We start from the raw sequence: 14,114 nt of genomic DNA, 5'->3' as shown, positions 1-14,114 counted from the left end.
TTGCAGAGGCGATTTATCGTCAAAGCGTCAGTGCTTTCACTCTTTTACCATTCCTTACCCAGGGAACCGGGCAAATGTGACAAAGTAGCTAAACTTAGTACAGGTACCGAGCGCAAAAAGGAGAATAAAATGAATAAAGTGGCACAGGAGTATCATGAGTCGTTGGCGGTATTAACCGAACGTCTTCGCCACGGCGATCGCGATCTGGATACGCTGGTAGAAGATAGACGCAGTCATTTACGTGCGCACTCCGATCTGACACCGGACGAAATCGATCGGGCGCTGGCGTCGGTGCGCCGCGATTTGGCGGAGTTTGGTCGTAACTATGCCGAAGCAGAAGAACCGGTGGCGGACTCGGTCTTTATGCGCGTGATCCGGGAAAGTATCTGGAAAGAGCTGGCGGACATCACCGATAAAAGTCAGCTGGAATGGCGGGAAGTCTTTCAGGATTTGCAACACCACGGCGTTTACCAAAGTGGTGAGGTGGTGGGCCTGGGCAACCTGGTCTGCGAAAAATGCCATTTTACCCGGGCGATTTATACGCCAGAAACCCTGTCGCGCTGCCCGGAATGTCACCACGATCAGTTTTATCGTCAGCCTTTTGAGCCGTAAAAGAAGCAGGCGGGCAGGGTGCCCGCCTGTTTTTTAGTGCAGAATTTTTGCCAGGAAATCCTTCGCCCGTTCTGACTGCGGATTATTAAAGAAGTCGTCTTTATTCGTGTCTTCGATAATTTTGCCTTCATCCATAAAGATGACCCGGTTGGCTACCTTACGGGCAAAGCCCATTTCGTGCGTAACAACCATCATGGTCATGCCTTCCTGCGCCAGTTCCACCATCACGTCCAGCACTTCGTTGATCATTTCAGGATCCAGCGCCGATGTGGGTTCATCGAACAACATGGCAATGGGATCCATGCACAGCGCACGCGCGATGGCGACACGCTGCTGCTGACCGCCGGAAAGCTGTCCGGGAAACTTTTCCGCATGGGCAGACAGACCGACGCGAGTCAGAAGCTTGAGGCCTTTATCACGGGCGGCGGCTTTATCACGCTTCAGCACTTTGACCTGCGCCAGTACCAGATTGTCGATAATGCTCAGGTGAGGAAACAGTTCGAAATGCTGAAACACCATGCCGACTTTGCTGCGCAGCGTGGCCAGATTGGTTTTTTTATTGTTTACCTCTGTGCCGTTTACCGTAATGCTGCCCTGCTGGATCGGCTCCAGGCCATTGACGGTTTTAATCAGGGTTGATTTGCCGGAACCTGACGGTCCACATACCACCACCACTTCACCGGTCTGAACCTCGGTAGAGCAGTCGGTTAGCACCTGAAATTGACCATACCACTTGGAAACGTTTTTCAGGTTAATCATTTAAACCGTCCTTTTTCTTTTTAGATAGCTGACCAACAGCGACGCGCTCAGGCTGATCACAAAGTAGACCAGACCAGCAAACAAAATCATTTCTACCTGGGTACCGTCACGCTCGCCAATGGTGGAAGCGGTACGGAAGAAGTCAGCCAGACTCAATACATAAACCAGCGAGGTATCCTGAAACAGGACGATGCCCTGCGTCAGTAACAGCGGCACCATGGCGCGAAACGCCTGAGGAAGAATAACCAGCCTCATCGACTGCCACTGCGTCATTCCCAGCGCCAGCGCAGCGCTGGACTGCCCACGCGCGATACTGATAATCCCGGCACGAATGATTTCAGAATAGTAGGCGGCTTCAAACAGGGAAAAGGCCACCATTGCTGAGATCAGGCGGATGTCGGTCTTGGGCGAAATCCCCAGCACCTGCTGTAAAAAGCTGGGAACGACCAGATAAAACCACAGCAGCACCATCACCAGCGGCACTGAGCGGAACAGGTTGACATACAGTTTGGCAAACCAACTGACAGGTTTAAAAGTGGACAGGCGCATCACCGCCAGCAGGGTGCCCCACAGGATGCCAAACACAACGGCCGTCAGGGTGATCTTAAAGGTGATCATCAGGCCACTGAACAGATAAGGCAGGCTGGGAGGAATCGAACTCCAGTCAAATGCGTACATTATTTGCCTCCCACGTTGCCAGGCAGGCGCACTTTGCGTTCGACCAGGCCCATCAGTACCATAATCACCAGGTTAATTCCCACGTAAGCCAGGGTAATCGCCGTAAAGGATTCGTAGGCGTGCGAGGAATAGTCCAGCAGTTTGCCGGCCTGAGCCGCCATATCCACCAGGCCGATCGTCGAGGCAATTGCCGAGTTTTTCACCAGATTAAGCATTTCTGACGTCATTGGCGGCACGATTACCCGGTAAGCATTGGGCAACAGCACATAGCGATAGGTTTGGGGCAGCGTCAGCCCCATGGCCAGCCCGGCATTCTTTTGTCCACGCGGTAAAGACTGAATGGCTGCACGCACCTGCTCGCACACACGGGCAGCGGTGAACAGTCCCAGACAGACAACAGAGGAGATAAAGAATTGCAGATTGGGATCCAGCTCCGACTTAAACCACATCCCCAGATCCTGTCCTACCAACTCTGGCGCAACCAGATACCAGAAGAAGAACTGAACAATCAGGGGGATATTACGAAACAGTTCTACATAGCAGGTTCCTATCGTTGATAACAGACGATTAGGCACAGTACGCAGAATGCCGAAAAATGAACCCACACAGAAAGCAATAATCCAGGCACAACAGGAGACGGCAATCGTCACCTGAAAACCGGACCACAGCCAGCCGAGATAGGTGGTATTACCGAACGGGGCCTGTTCGAGAAATATGCCCCAGTTCCAATCGATACCCATAACGAGCTCCGGTAAAAAAGGGTAGCAGAGCTACCCTGAAGATTGATGAGCGGCTAATTTCGCCTGATTCGGGGGAACGACCCGTTCAGGCTGTCTGTCCACGCCGCGGTTTCAGCAATCGAGAGGGCGACGAGGCCGCCCTTGTTATCGTTGTTAATTCAGTGCCTTGTCATTCGGCGTTTTGAACAGCGTTTTCATGTCGTCAGACAGTTCAAAGTTCATGTTCAGGTTTTTTGGCGGAATAGGCTGTTTAAACCAGGTGTCGAACCATTTCTCTGCCTGACCGGAGGTCTGGGCTTTGGCAATGGTGTCATCGACCAGGGCTTTGAACTGCGGATCGTCTTTACGCAGCATACAGCCATAGGCTTCTTTAGACTGTGGCGTACCGATGATGACCCAGTCATCCGGCTTTTTCGCTTTGGCGCGTTCGCCTGCCAGCAGGGCATCATCCATCATAAAGGCCACGGCGCGACCGGTTTCCAGCGTGCGGAATGAATCACCATGGTCTTTGGCGCTGATGATGCGCATATCCATCTTTTTCTCGTCGTTCAGTTTGTGCAGCAGCACTTCTGACGTGGTACCCGAGGTCACTACAACGGTTTTGCCTTTCAAATCGTCAAAATCTTTGATCGGGCTGCCTTTCTTAACCAGCAAACGGGTGCCGATAACAAAAATGGTATCGGAGAACGCCGCCTGTTTCTGGCGCTCAAGGTTGTTAGTGGTAGAGCCACATTCGTAATCGTATGTGCCGTTTTGCAGCAGGGGAATACGGTTTTGTGAGGTGATCGGGATCATTTTGATTTGCAGATCGGGCTTATTTAACTTGGCTTTAATGGCTTCTGCGATAGCGTTTGAATACGCCTGAGAATAGCCAACGACCTTTTGCTGGTTGTCGTAATAAGAAAAGGGAACTGATGATTCACGATGCCCGATGACAATGACGCCATTGTCATTGATTTTCTTCAGGGTACCGCTCAGATCTTCCGCCTGGGCCGCTCCCGCCGCTGCGCTTAACAGCAGAAGAGATAATGCCACTTTGCGTAATTGCATGTTCCAACTCCTTCATGTGGAAAGTGCACAGGATCTACCCTGTACTGATTGTGTGATGTTGTGTGTATTTTGCGCTGCTTTTTTTGTTATCCCTTCGCGCGACTGCGCTAAGAATATTCACTAACATAGCGGATTGTTAACTCAATGAAACAAAAAAGTTTCTTTTTTGCGATGTCATTCGCACCAAAAAAAGGCAAATAATCGCCATTGCACGTAAAAGGTGCGCATCTGGACTCTTTTTAGTGCGTCTCGTCCGTTAACTGGCCCGAATGTCGATGAATACAGAAACATTTTGCAATCATCGTGCCAAAATAAAATGACAATTGGGTGAAATGGCCGTTTTACTGCAGAGGCAGAGGCAGAGGCAGAGGCAGAGGCAGAGGCAGACAGAAGAAGAGGCGGCGAAACAGCGCTTCGCCGCAGAGGATTAGCGGTTACGCCTGATAAAGGCAATGACGCCGCTCAGTAGCGCGGCTAACCACACCGGCCAGATGCCGGCTTTAGAATAGGGCGTTTCACCGCGGGTGGGCGTCACGTTATCCACTAAAACATCCCGGGTGAACTGGGGCAGCACTTTCTCCACATCGCCATCGGCATTCACCACGGCCGTTACGCCGTTGTTAGTGCCGCGCAGAAGTGGCCTGCCCAGTTCCAGCGCTCGCATACGCGCCATCTGGAAATGCTGCCAGGGGCCAATCGAGTGACCAAACCAGGCGTCGTTAGAAACGGTTAACAGGAAATTGGTATCCGGACGGAAGTTAGCGCGCACCTGTTCACCCAACACAATCTCATAGCAAATGGCCGTGGTCAGATGATAATTCGCCACATTAAGCTGAGGTTGCAGATAAGCGCCGCGGCTAAAGGCGGACATCGGCAAATCAAAGAAAGGGGCCAGCGGACGCAGCAGATCGGCCATGGGCACGAATTCCCCAAACGGTACCAGGTGGTTTTTTTGGTAGCGGTTAGTGCTGTAGTAGTTATAGGGTTTCGGGCCGCCCAGCACGATGACCGTGTTGTAGTCGTGGTAACGATTCTGTTCCAGCCGTGAATCGACGATGCCGGTTACCAGCGAGCTGCCGCGCGCGCGCAGTTCATTATCCAGCGAACGCAGGAAAGGCTGCTGGTTGCTTTCCAGATCGGTAATGGCCGACTCAGGCCAGATAATAATGGGGGCTTTGCCCATCAGCGGCTGACTCAAATCGCTGTAGATGCGCAGGGTATTTAGCAGTTGCTGCGGATCCCACTTCACTGACTGGGGAATATCACCCTGTACCAGTGCCACGTTTACCGCCTGCTTCGGCAGCGCCTGATACCAGTGCAGATAGCGTAACGGCCAGCATACCGCCAGTAATGCTAACGCGCCCAGCAGGCTTTTAAGATGGCGTTGCTGCAGAGCATAAACCAGTAAGCCCGCAACGATCATCAGCAGGAAGGTGATGGTTTCCACACCGGCCAGGGGCGCAATCCCTTTTAACGGGCCGTTAATCTGGCTGTAGCCGAACTGCAGCCACGGAAAGCCGGTTAATATCCAGCCGCGTAAAAATTCGGTGATCTGCCACAGCGCCGGCGCGGCCAGGGCCAGTCGCCACAGGGTAGTTCGCGGCCAAATGCGGTTGAGCAGTCCGGCAAACAGCGCCGGATAAACGGCCAGATAAGCCGCGAGCAAAACGACCAGGAATACGTTAACCGGGCCTGGCATTCCGCCAAAGGTAGCGATACTGACATAGACCCAGTTGATACCGCTGCCAAAAAGGCCAAACCCCCAGATGAAACCTATGGCGCTGGCCTGCGGGCTGGTGCGGTTTAACGTAAGGATTTGCAACCCACACAGCGAGACGAGGGCGGCAGGCCAAAAATCATAAGGGGAAAACGCCAGCGTGCCGCAGGCACCGCTGAGTAAAGCCAGCAGCAGACGGACCCGCTGCTGCTGGCAAAGTGAGGCTAATGCCATAAATTTATTCGTCATCCAGTTGAGGTTGCGCCGAATTTTCCGGAATTTTTACGTGAACCTGGATGATACGACGGCTGTCAGCCATGGCAACTTTGAACTGGTAACCATCGATGTCGATGCTTTCGCCGCGCGCCGGCAGGTGACCAAAGCCCTGCATCACCAGTCCACCGATGGTATCCACTTCATCGTCGCTGAACTGGGTGCCAAATACCTCGTTGAAATCTTCAATCGGGGTAAGTGCGCGAACGGTATAAGTCTGACGATTGAGCTGGCGGATATCACGATCTTCTTCATCGTCATATTCGTCTTCGATTTCGCCCACGATCAGTTCCAGAATATCTTCAATCGTGACCAGCCCGGACACACCACCAAACTCATCGATCACAATCGCCATATGATAGCGCTGGGAACGAAACTCTTTCAGCATGCGGTCAACGCGCTTGCTCTCAGGGACCACCACCGCCGGACGCAGGACTTTTTCCACGCTGAAAGGCTCAGATTCGCTGCTCATAAACGGCAGCAGATCTTTCGCCATCAGGATCCCTTCAACGTGGTCTTTGTCTTCGCTGATGACCGGAAAGCGGGAGTGCGCGGAATCGATAATCACGCTGAGGCACTCTTCCAGGTTCTGATTACGTTTCAGCGTAATCATCTGGGAGCGGGGGATCATGATGTCACGCACGCGCTGTTCTGCAATATCCAGCACGCCCTCGAGCATGTCCCGGGTATCCTGATCAATCAGATCTTTTTGATTGGAGTCACGGATCAGGCCCAGTAGCTCGTCACGGTTTTTAGGTTCACCGTGGAACAGTTGGTTGATGAGAAGGGAAAAAAATCCCTTTTTACTACTGGGTGCATCGCTGTTTTGAGAATGGTCGTCGCTCATGGCGGTTTTTAAAGATCTCTCTGGTAAGGAAATTACGCTGCCGGCCTGTTCACCAGCAGCAGGGTGGCCTGAATCAGATACTCAGGTGTTTTCTTTCTCCGAAATGTACGGATCAGGATAACCAAGAGCAAGCATTATCTCTGTCTCAATACCTTCCATCTCTTCGGCTTCGCTGTCTTCAATGTGATCATAACCCAACAGATGCAGCGTGCCATGGATCACCATGTGCGCCCAGTGGGCTTCTGGGGTTTTTCCCTGCTCCTGCGCTTCCTGCTCAACGACCTGACGACAAATGATCAGATCGCCTAACAGCGGTAATTCAATGCCGGGCGGGGCTTCAAAGGGAAATGACAGCACATTGGTCGGTTTATCTTTGCCCCGATAGGTCAGATTAAGTTCATGACTTTCGGATTCATCCACCAGACGAATGGTCACTTCACTTTCTGGCTGGAAGGGCGTTACCGCCGCTTCCAGCCAGCGTTGAAACTGGCTTTCAGTCGGTAAATTATCGGTCTGCTCGCAGGCCAGCTGCAGATCGAGGATCACGTCGCTCATGAATTCTCCTGGGCGCTGTGCTGGGCCGCAAGGGCATCACGTTTACGCTCTTCCGCTTGCTGATCGCGGCGTTTTTGATCGGCTTCTTCCCAGGCTTCATAAGCGGTCACAATGCGTGCCACTACGGGATGACGCACAACGTCTTCGCTGTGGAAGAAGTTAAAGCTGATCTCTTCCACTTCAGACAGCACCTCAATGGCGTGACGTAAACCGGATTTCGTGTGGCGCGGCAGGTCAATCTGCGTCACGTCACCGGTGATGACCGCTTTAGAGTTAAAGCCAATACGGGTCAGAAACATCTTCATCTGCTCGATAGTGGTGTTCTGACTTTCATCAAGAATAATGAAGGCGTCATTGAGCGTACGGCCGCGCATGTAGGCCAGCGGGGCCACTTCAATGACGTTGCGCTCCATGAGTTTCTCGACCTTTTCGAATCCCAACATCTCAAACAGGGCGTCATAAAGAGGGCGCAGATACGGGTCCACTTTCTGACTCAGGTCGCCCGGCAGAAAGCCCAGTTTTTCCCCCGCTTCGACCGCGGGACGCGTCAGCAGGATACGTCGAATCTCCTGACGCTCAAGCGCATCGACCGCGGCGGCCACGGCCAGATAGGTTTTACCCGTACCGGCTGGACCCACGCCAAAGGTGATGTCATGGTCGAGAACATTCGCAATGTACTGTGCCTGATTCGGCGTACGTGGCTTAATGACGCCACGTTTGGTCTTAATGTTGACCGCCTTACCATAGTCCGGCACGCTTTCCGCCGTTTGTTCCAGCACCCGGCTCTCTTTAATCGCCAGGTGAATCTGTTCAGGCTCAATATCCGGGATCTCCCCGCGCACTGGCGCAGTATCGACATAGAGCGTTTTCAGGATATCAACCGCGGCATTCACACACAGCACCCGACCAACCAGTTTAAACTGGTTGTCACGGCGATTAATCTCAATGCCAAGACGACGTTCCAGCTGTTTCACATTATCGTCGAACGGACCACACAGGCTCATCAGACGGCGGTTATCAGCCGGTTCAAGGGCGATTTCACGGGTTTCAATATTCAAACGAATCCTTTGGGTCACTCAGGGCCAGTTGAAAGGGTTTGCTGCTGCATCAAACGCGTTAAGCGGATGCATCGTAACGAAATTATTTATGCGGTAGCGCCGGGGCGCAAGCTTGTGAAGTGATATTTGGGCGGCACTGGCATAAACCAAGTGCAAAACAGCAGAATGTGCGGCGGCGAATGCTGGGCCGCCGCACAAAACGAAGCATCAGGGCTGGAATACGCCAACGCCGATGTCGTTTTCCTTGCGGGTACGGGCGATAACGGACGCCGGGCTTTCCGCCACACGCAGGCCCAGTTCCTCTTCTGTACGAACCAGCTTGCCGCGCAGTGAGTTGGTATAAACGTCCACGATTTCCACGTCGGCAAATTTACCAATCATCTCCACGGGCCCTTCAAAGTTGACCACACGGTTGTTTTCGGTGCGGCCAGTCAGCTCCATCACGTTTTTACGTGAGATGCCCTCGACCAGAATGCGCTGCACGCTGCCCATCATACGACGGCTGATGGCCATCGCCTGCTGATTGATACGTTCCTGCAGAATATAGAGACGCTGTTTCTTCTCGTCTTCGCTGACGTCGTCAGGCAGGTCTGCCGCCGGTGTACCGGGACGCGCGGAGTAGATAAAGCTGTAGCTCATATCAAAGTTGATATCGCCAATCAGCTTCATGGTCTGTTCAAAGTCCTGCTGGGTTTCCCCCGGGAAGCCAATGATAAAGTCAGAGCTGATTTCAATATCCGGACGCGCCGCCCGCAGTTTGCGAATGATGGCCTTGTATTCCAGCGCGGTATGCGCACGCTTCATCAGCGTCAGAATACGGTCGGCACCGCTCTGTACGGGCAGATGCAGGAAGCTCACCAACTCTGGCGTATCGCGATAGACCTCAATGATGTCATCAGTGAATTCAATCGGGTGGCTGGTGGTGAAACGAATGCGGTCAATGCCGTCAATGGCCGCGACCAGACGCAACAGCTCAGCAAAGGTGCAAACGTCACCATCGAAGGTCGCGCCGCGATAGGCGTTGACGTTCTGACCGAGCAGGTTGACCTCGCGAACCCCCTGTGCAGCCAGTTGGGCGATCTCCAGCAGAATATCATCTGAGGGACGGCTGACTTCTTCTCCGCGGGTATAAGGCACCACGCAGAACGTACAGTATTTGTTGCAGCCTTCCATGATGGAGACAAACGCGGTTGGCCCTTCGGCACGCGGTTCAGGCAGGCGGTCAAACTTTTCGATTTCCGGGAAGCTGATATCCACAACCGGACTTTTGCTGCCGCGCACGGTGTTAATCATTTCGGGCAGACGGTGCAGGGTTTGCGGACCAAAGACGATGTCCACGCACGGCGCACGCTGGCGAATATGATCGCCTTCCTGTGACGCAACGCAGCCGCCGACACCGATAATCAAATCCGGGTTGCGCTCTTTCAGTTTTTTCCAGCGCCCCAACTGGTGGAAGACCTTCTCCTGCGCTTTCTCGCGGATAGAGCAGGTGTTGAGCAGCAGAATATCCGCCTCTTCGGCTTCCTCTGTCAGGGTATAGCCGTGCGTGCTGTTCAGTAGGTCAGACATCTTAGATGAATCGTACTCATTCATCTGACATCCCCAGGTTTTGATATGCAGTTTTTTTGTCATCGAGCTAGCCATTAAATCAGTGCAGTGAAGTGCTGGGGGCGTATTGTAATGCTTTGCTGCGGATGTGACCAGCCTGAGGGCTTTTCTGATCGTGTCTGATTTTTCCGGTACACTTTGCCGTAAGACAACCGCGCTGAAAAGTGACGGCAGATAAGAGGGAAAAAAGTTATGCAGGATAACCGGTTTGATGTGGTGATAGTGGGCGGTGGCATGGTCGGCGCCGCGCTGGCATGTGGTCTGACGCAGCACCAGTTTCGTGTGGCGGTTGTAGAGCGGGCAACGCCACCTCCTTTTGATCCACACAGCCTGCCCGATGTGCGTATTTCCGCGGTCGGATCCTCTTCCGTGGCACTCCTGAAACAGCTCAACGTCTGGCAACGTGTTGAGGCGATGCGCTGTGCGCCTTATCGCAAACTTGAAACCTGGGAGTGGCAAACGGCGCAGGTTAATTTCGACGCCGAATCGCTGGGGCTGCCTGAACTCGGTTACATGGTTGAAAATAATGTGTTGCAACGCGCCCTTTGGGAAGAGATGGAACAGCGCGGCATCACCCTGCTGTGCCCGGCGACGATGGACGATCTCCAGCCCTGCAATGGCGGCTGGACGCTGTCATTGAGCAATGGGGCTGCGGTCAGCACGGCATTAGTCGTGGGGGCCGATGGTGCCAACTCACAGGTGCGGCAAATGGCCGGTATCGGCATTCGTGGCTGGCGCTACGCGCAGTCCTGTCTGCTGGTCAGCGTCACCTGTGAACATCCCGCTGGCGATGCCACCTGGCAGCATTTTACGCCGCAGGGGCCACGTGCGTTTCTGCCGCTGTTTGGCAACCATGCTTCTCTGGTGTGGTACGACTCCGCTGCACGCATTCGTCAGCTACAGACTATGCCGATGGCGCAGCTGGAAAAAGAAATTGCCCGGCATTTCCCGGCACGGCTGGGACGCTTTCATGCCCATGCAGCCGGGGGCTTCCCGCTGGTGCGTCGTCACGCCTCGCGCTATGTTATGCCAGGGCTGGCGCTGGTGGGGGATGCCGCGCACACCATTAATCCTCTGGCGGGGCAGGGCGTCAATCTGGGCTATCGGGATATCGATGCATTAATGGACGTATTGATTGAGGCGCGCGATAAAGCAGAGGACTGGTCATCCGAACGCATACTGCTGCGTTATCAACGCCAGCGGCGCAACGATAACCTACTGATGCAGAGTGGCATGGACCTGTTCTATTTTACCTTCAGTAACCAGGTTGGGCCGCTAAAGCTGGTGCGCAATCTGGGGCTCATTGCCGCTGAGCATTCAGGCGTGCTGAAGCGTCAGGTTTTGCGATACGCACTGGGATTGTAAGCATCGGCTGCGCGTTGCCTTGAGGTGATGCGTGGCCTGTTTGACCGAAAGACAAAAACAACAAAGCCCGCAGAAGCGGGCTTTGTTGCTTAATTTGGCTGGGGTGCAGGGATTCGAACCCCGGAATGCTGGTATCAGAAACCAGTGCCTTACCGCTTGGCGACACCCCAATGGTGTCAAATCAAATTGTCTAAAAATGGCTGGGGTGCAGGGATTCGAACCCCGGAATGCTGGTATCAGAAACCAGTGCCTTACCGCTTGGCGACACCCCAAGAAAATGGTGGCTACGACGGGAATCGAACCTGTGACCCCAGCATTATGAGTGCTGTGCTCTAACCAGCTGAGCTACGTAGCCAAATTGTACTGCCTTTCGATGATGGCTGGGATACCTGGATTCGAACCAGGGAATGCCGGTATCAAAAACCGGTGCCTTACCGCTTGGCGATATCCCATTCGTCCACTCGCAGCCGCGAGATACATCGAAATTGGCTGGGGTACCTGGATTCGAACCAGGGAATGCCGGTATCAAAAACCGGTGCCTTACCGCTTGGCGATACCCCATCCATGCTGCCGAATCATGAAATGGTGCGGGAGGCGAGACTTGAACTCGCACACCTTGCGGCGCCAGAACCTAAATCTGGTGCGTCTACCAATTTCGCCACTCCCGCAGAAAAAAGATGGTGGCTACGACGGGAATCGAACCTGTGACCCCAGCATTATGAGTGCTGTGCTCTAACCAGCTGAGCTACGTAGCCATCTTTTTTTCGCGCAACCTTCATCGGCGTTGCGGGGCGCATTATGCGGAGTTGACTACACAGCGTCAACAAGTTTTTTGCCGTTTTTTGCCTTCAAACGCCTGTTTGTCTGGCTTATAACCAGGGTGATGCTTTATTCGGCAATTTTTCAGTGAATACAACGGCAATAACAAAAAAGATGGGCCGTATACGGCCCATATTGTCACTCAGTATAGCACTTATTTGTAGGCAGACTGGTGAACGCCCACGGCACGTCCTGACGGGTCATCCATGTTTTTGAAGGCTTCGTCCCACTCGATGGCTTTTGCCGATGAACAGGCAACAGACGGCCCGCCTGGTACGCACTCTGCAGCGCTCGGCAGTGGGAAGAGTTCTTCAAAGATTTCACGGTACAGGTACGCTTCTTTCGACCCCGGCGTGTTATACGGGAAACGGAAGTGCGCCGTCGCCAGTTGCTGATCGCTGATTTGTTTGGCCGCGACTTCTTTCAGTGTGTCAATCCAGCTGTAACCCACGCCGTCAGAGAACTGCTCTTTCTGGCGCCAGGCCACGCTTTCGGGCAGGTAAGAGGAGAAGCATTCACGCAGAATGTGTTTTTCCATTTTACCGTTGCTGCCGCACATCTTGTCTTGTGGGTTGATACGCATGGCGACATCCAGGAATTTCTTATCCAGGAACGGCACGCGTGCTTCAACGCCCCAGGCAGACATCGCTTTGTTGGCGCGTGCGCAGTCAAACATATGCAGGGCCAGCAGTTTGCGAACGTTCTCCTCATGGAACTCTTTCGCGTTTGGCGCCTTATGGAAATACAGATAACCACCAAAGACTTCGTCAGCCCCTTCGCCCGACAGCACCATTTTGATGCCCATGGCTTTAATCTTACGCGACATCAGGTACATCGGTGTGGAGGCGCGAATCGTGGTCACATCATAGGTTTCAATGTGGTAGATCACGTCACGAATCGCATCCAGGCCTTCCTGCACCGTGAAGTGAATTTCGTGGTGCACCGTACCCAGATGCTCTGCCACCAGTTTGGCCGCTTTCAGATCCGGTGATCCTTCCAGACCGACCGCGAACGAGTGCAGCTGTGGCCACCAGGCGTCACTTTTATCCTGATCTTCCACGCGTTTGGCCGCGAAACGTTTGGTTACCGCTGAAATAATTGACGAGTCCAGACCACCAGACAGCAGCACGCCATACGGAACATCGGACATCAGGTGGCTTTTTACTGACTCTTCCAGCGCATGTTTCAGTTCTGCTGCGTCGGTCACGTTGTTCTCAACGTTCTGGTATTCCATCCAGTCACGCTGCCAGTAACGACGAATTTCACCGTCGGTGCTGGAAAGGTAGCTTCCCGGCGGGAATTCTTTGATTGAACGGCACACCGGCACCAGCGCTTTCATTTCTGAGGCGACAAACAGGTTACCGTGCTCATCGTTGCCCATATACAGCGGGATGATACCGATATGGTCACGGCCAATCAGATAGGTGCCTTTGACGCTGTCATACAGGATGAAGGCAAACATGCCTTCCAGTTCGTCAAGAAAATCGACACCTTTCTCCTGGTACAGCGCCAGAATCACTTCGCAGTCAGAACCGGTCTGAAACGCGTAGCGATCGCTCAATTTTGCGCGCAGGGCCTGATGGTTGTAGATCTCACCATTGACTGCCAGTACGTGGGTGTGGTCAGCGTTATACAGCGGCTGTGCACCGTTGTTCACGTCAACAATTGAGAGGCGCTCATGAGCAAGAATGGCGTGGTCATCGGCGTAAACGCCTGACCAGTCCGGCCCACGGTGACGCATCAAACGTGAGCTTTCCAATGCTTTTTTACGTAACTCAACGGGATCGCTTTTCAGATCCAGCACACCAAAAATAGAACACATATCTGACTCCTGAACTCACCTGCGGCGATGTAATTTTACGTTTGTCCGGCAGCCTGTGGCTGCGTGATGTATAAGAAAATGCGTTATTTACGGTCCCCAATGCAAGAGGAATCGTATTTTGCTGATGAAAATGTTGTTGTGTGGCGAGGTATATTGAATTTTATCTAACAGAATTGGGTTTTTATTGTTGAATCGGCAATGAAATGAAATT

General features: G+C 53.2%; 12 protein-coding genes and 7 tRNA genes. 2 read left to right on the top strand and 17 right to left on the bottom strand.

The annotated features are described in order from the left end of the window. Window positions 1-129 precede the first annotated feature (129 nt). Window positions 130-612: a zinc ribbon-containing protein gene (locus PAGR_RS15475; RefSeq protein WP_014606311.1), complete on the top strand. Its 483-nt coding sequence runs from the start codon at window positions 130-132 to the stop codon at window positions 610-612. 33 nt (window positions 613-645) lie between these two features. Here PAGR_RS15475 and PAGR_RS15470 read toward each other — a convergent pair whose 3' ends face one another. The 9 genes from PAGR_RS15470 to miaB all read right to left on the bottom strand — a co-directional run bounded on the left by PAGR_RS15470 (window position 646) and on the right by miaB (window position 9,921). After that, window positions 646-1,371, bottom strand: coding sequence for an amino acid ABC transporter ATP-binding protein (locus tag PAGR_RS15470; RefSeq protein ID WP_013025021.1), 726 nt, complete (start codon window positions 1,369-1,371; stop codon window positions 646-648). Beyond that, complete coding sequence (gene gltK, locus PAGR_RS15465) at window positions 1,372-2,049, bottom strand: glutamate/aspartate ABC transporter permease GltK (RefSeq protein WP_013025022.1); 678 nt, start codon at window positions 2,047-2,049, stop codon at window positions 1,372-1,374. It abuts the gene before it with no gap. Beyond that, on the bottom strand, window positions 2,049-2,789 hold the full coding sequence (locus tag PAGR_RS15460; protein ID WP_013025023.1) for an amino acid ABC transporter permease: 741 nt from the start codon (window positions 2,787-2,789) through the stop codon (window positions 2,049-2,051). The genes gltK and PAGR_RS15460 overlap by 1 nt, the downstream gene beginning before the upstream one ends. Window positions 2,790-2,942: 153 nt before the next feature. Further along, window positions 2,943-3,839: an amino acid ABC transporter substrate-binding protein gene (locus tag PAGR_RS15455; RefSeq protein ID WP_013025024.1), complete on the bottom strand. Its 897-nt coding sequence runs from the start codon at window positions 3,837-3,839 to the stop codon at window positions 2,943-2,945. A 427-nt stretch (window positions 3,840-4,266) separates the two neighbouring features. Beyond that, entirely contained in the window at window positions 4,267-5,790 is a 1,524-nt protein-coding gene (gene lnt, locus PAGR_RS15450; RefSeq protein WP_014606310.1) for an apolipoprotein N-acyltransferase, read from the bottom strand. Window positions 5,791-5,794: 4 nt separating this feature from the next. Beyond that, a complete protein-coding gene (gene corC / locus PAGR_RS15445) occupies window positions 5,795-6,676 on the bottom strand; it encodes a CNNM family magnesium/cobalt transport protein CorC (protein WP_014593173.1) in 882 nt (293 codons plus the stop codon). Window positions 6,677-6,757: 81 nt separating this feature from the next. Beyond that, the gene (gene ybeY / locus PAGR_RS15440) at window positions 6,758-7,231 is read right to left on the bottom strand and encodes an rRNA maturation RNase YbeY (protein ID WP_014606309.1); all 474 of its coding nucleotides are present in this window, start codon (window positions 7,229-7,231) and stop codon (window positions 6,758-6,760) included. Then, window positions 7,228-8,289, bottom strand: coding sequence for a PhoH family protein (locus tag PAGR_RS15435; protein WP_014606308.1), 1,062 nt, complete (start codon window positions 8,287-8,289; stop codon window positions 7,228-7,230). The genes ybeY and PAGR_RS15435 overlap by 4 nt, the downstream gene beginning before the upstream one ends. A gap of 207 nt (window positions 8,290-8,496) precedes the next feature. Further along, a complete protein-coding gene (gene miaB / locus PAGR_RS15430; protein WP_014606307.1) occupies window positions 8,497-9,921 on the bottom strand; it encodes a tRNA (N6-isopentenyl adenosine(37)-C2)-methylthiotransferase MiaB in 1,425 nt (474 codons plus the stop codon). 168 nt (window positions 9,922-10,089) lie between these two features. Between miaB and ubiF the strand changes: the two genes are divergently transcribed. After that, window positions 10,090-11,262 carry a 3-demethoxyubiquinol 3-hydroxylase gene (gene ubiF / locus PAGR_RS15425; RefSeq protein ID WP_014593176.1) on the top strand — a complete coding sequence of 391 codons (1,173 nt, stop codon included), beginning with the start codon at window positions 10,090-10,092 and terminating at the stop codon, window positions 11,260-11,262. Between the two features lie 95 nt (window positions 11,263-11,357). Here ubiF and PAGR_RS15420 read toward each other — a convergent pair. The 8 genes from PAGR_RS15420 to asnB all read right to left on the bottom strand — a co-directional run bounded on the left by PAGR_RS15420 (window position 11,358) and on the right by asnB (window position 13,903). After that, window positions 11,358-11,432 (bottom strand) — tRNA-Gln (locus PAGR_RS15420). A gap of 27 nt (window positions 11,433-11,459) precedes the next feature. Then, window positions 11,460-11,534: transfer RNA gene (locus PAGR_RS15415), tRNA-Gln, on the bottom strand. Between the two features lie 6 nt (window positions 11,535-11,540). After that, window positions 11,541-11,617, bottom strand: a tRNA-Met gene (locus PAGR_RS15410). A gap of 22 nt (window positions 11,618-11,639) precedes the next feature. Beyond that, window positions 11,640-11,714, bottom strand: a tRNA-Gln gene (locus tag PAGR_RS15405). A gap of 34 nt (window positions 11,715-11,748) precedes the next feature. After that, window positions 11,749-11,823 (bottom strand) — tRNA-Gln (locus tag PAGR_RS15400). A 22-nt stretch (window positions 11,824-11,845) separates the two neighbouring features. After that, window positions 11,846-11,930: transfer RNA gene (locus PAGR_RS15395), tRNA-Leu, on the bottom strand. A gap of 10 nt (window positions 11,931-11,940) precedes the next feature. Beyond that, window positions 11,941-12,017: transfer RNA gene (locus tag PAGR_RS15390), tRNA-Met, on the bottom strand. 218 nt (window positions 12,018-12,235) lie between these two features. After that, window positions 12,236-13,903 carry an asparagine synthase B gene (gene asnB, locus PAGR_RS15385; protein ID WP_013025032.1) on the bottom strand — a complete coding sequence of 556 codons (1,668 nt, stop codon included), beginning with the start codon at window positions 13,901-13,903 and terminating at the stop codon, window positions 12,236-12,238. Window positions 13,904-14,114 lie beyond the last annotated feature (211 nt).

Source organism: Pantoea ananatis PA13, assembly GCF_000233595.1.
Taxonomy (GTDB): Bacteria; Pseudomonadota; Gammaproteobacteria; order Enterobacterales; family Enterobacteriaceae; genus Pantoea; species Pantoea ananatis.
Note: the sequence above shows the minus strand (reverse complement) of the source record. Positions and strands in the feature narration are given on the sequence as shown.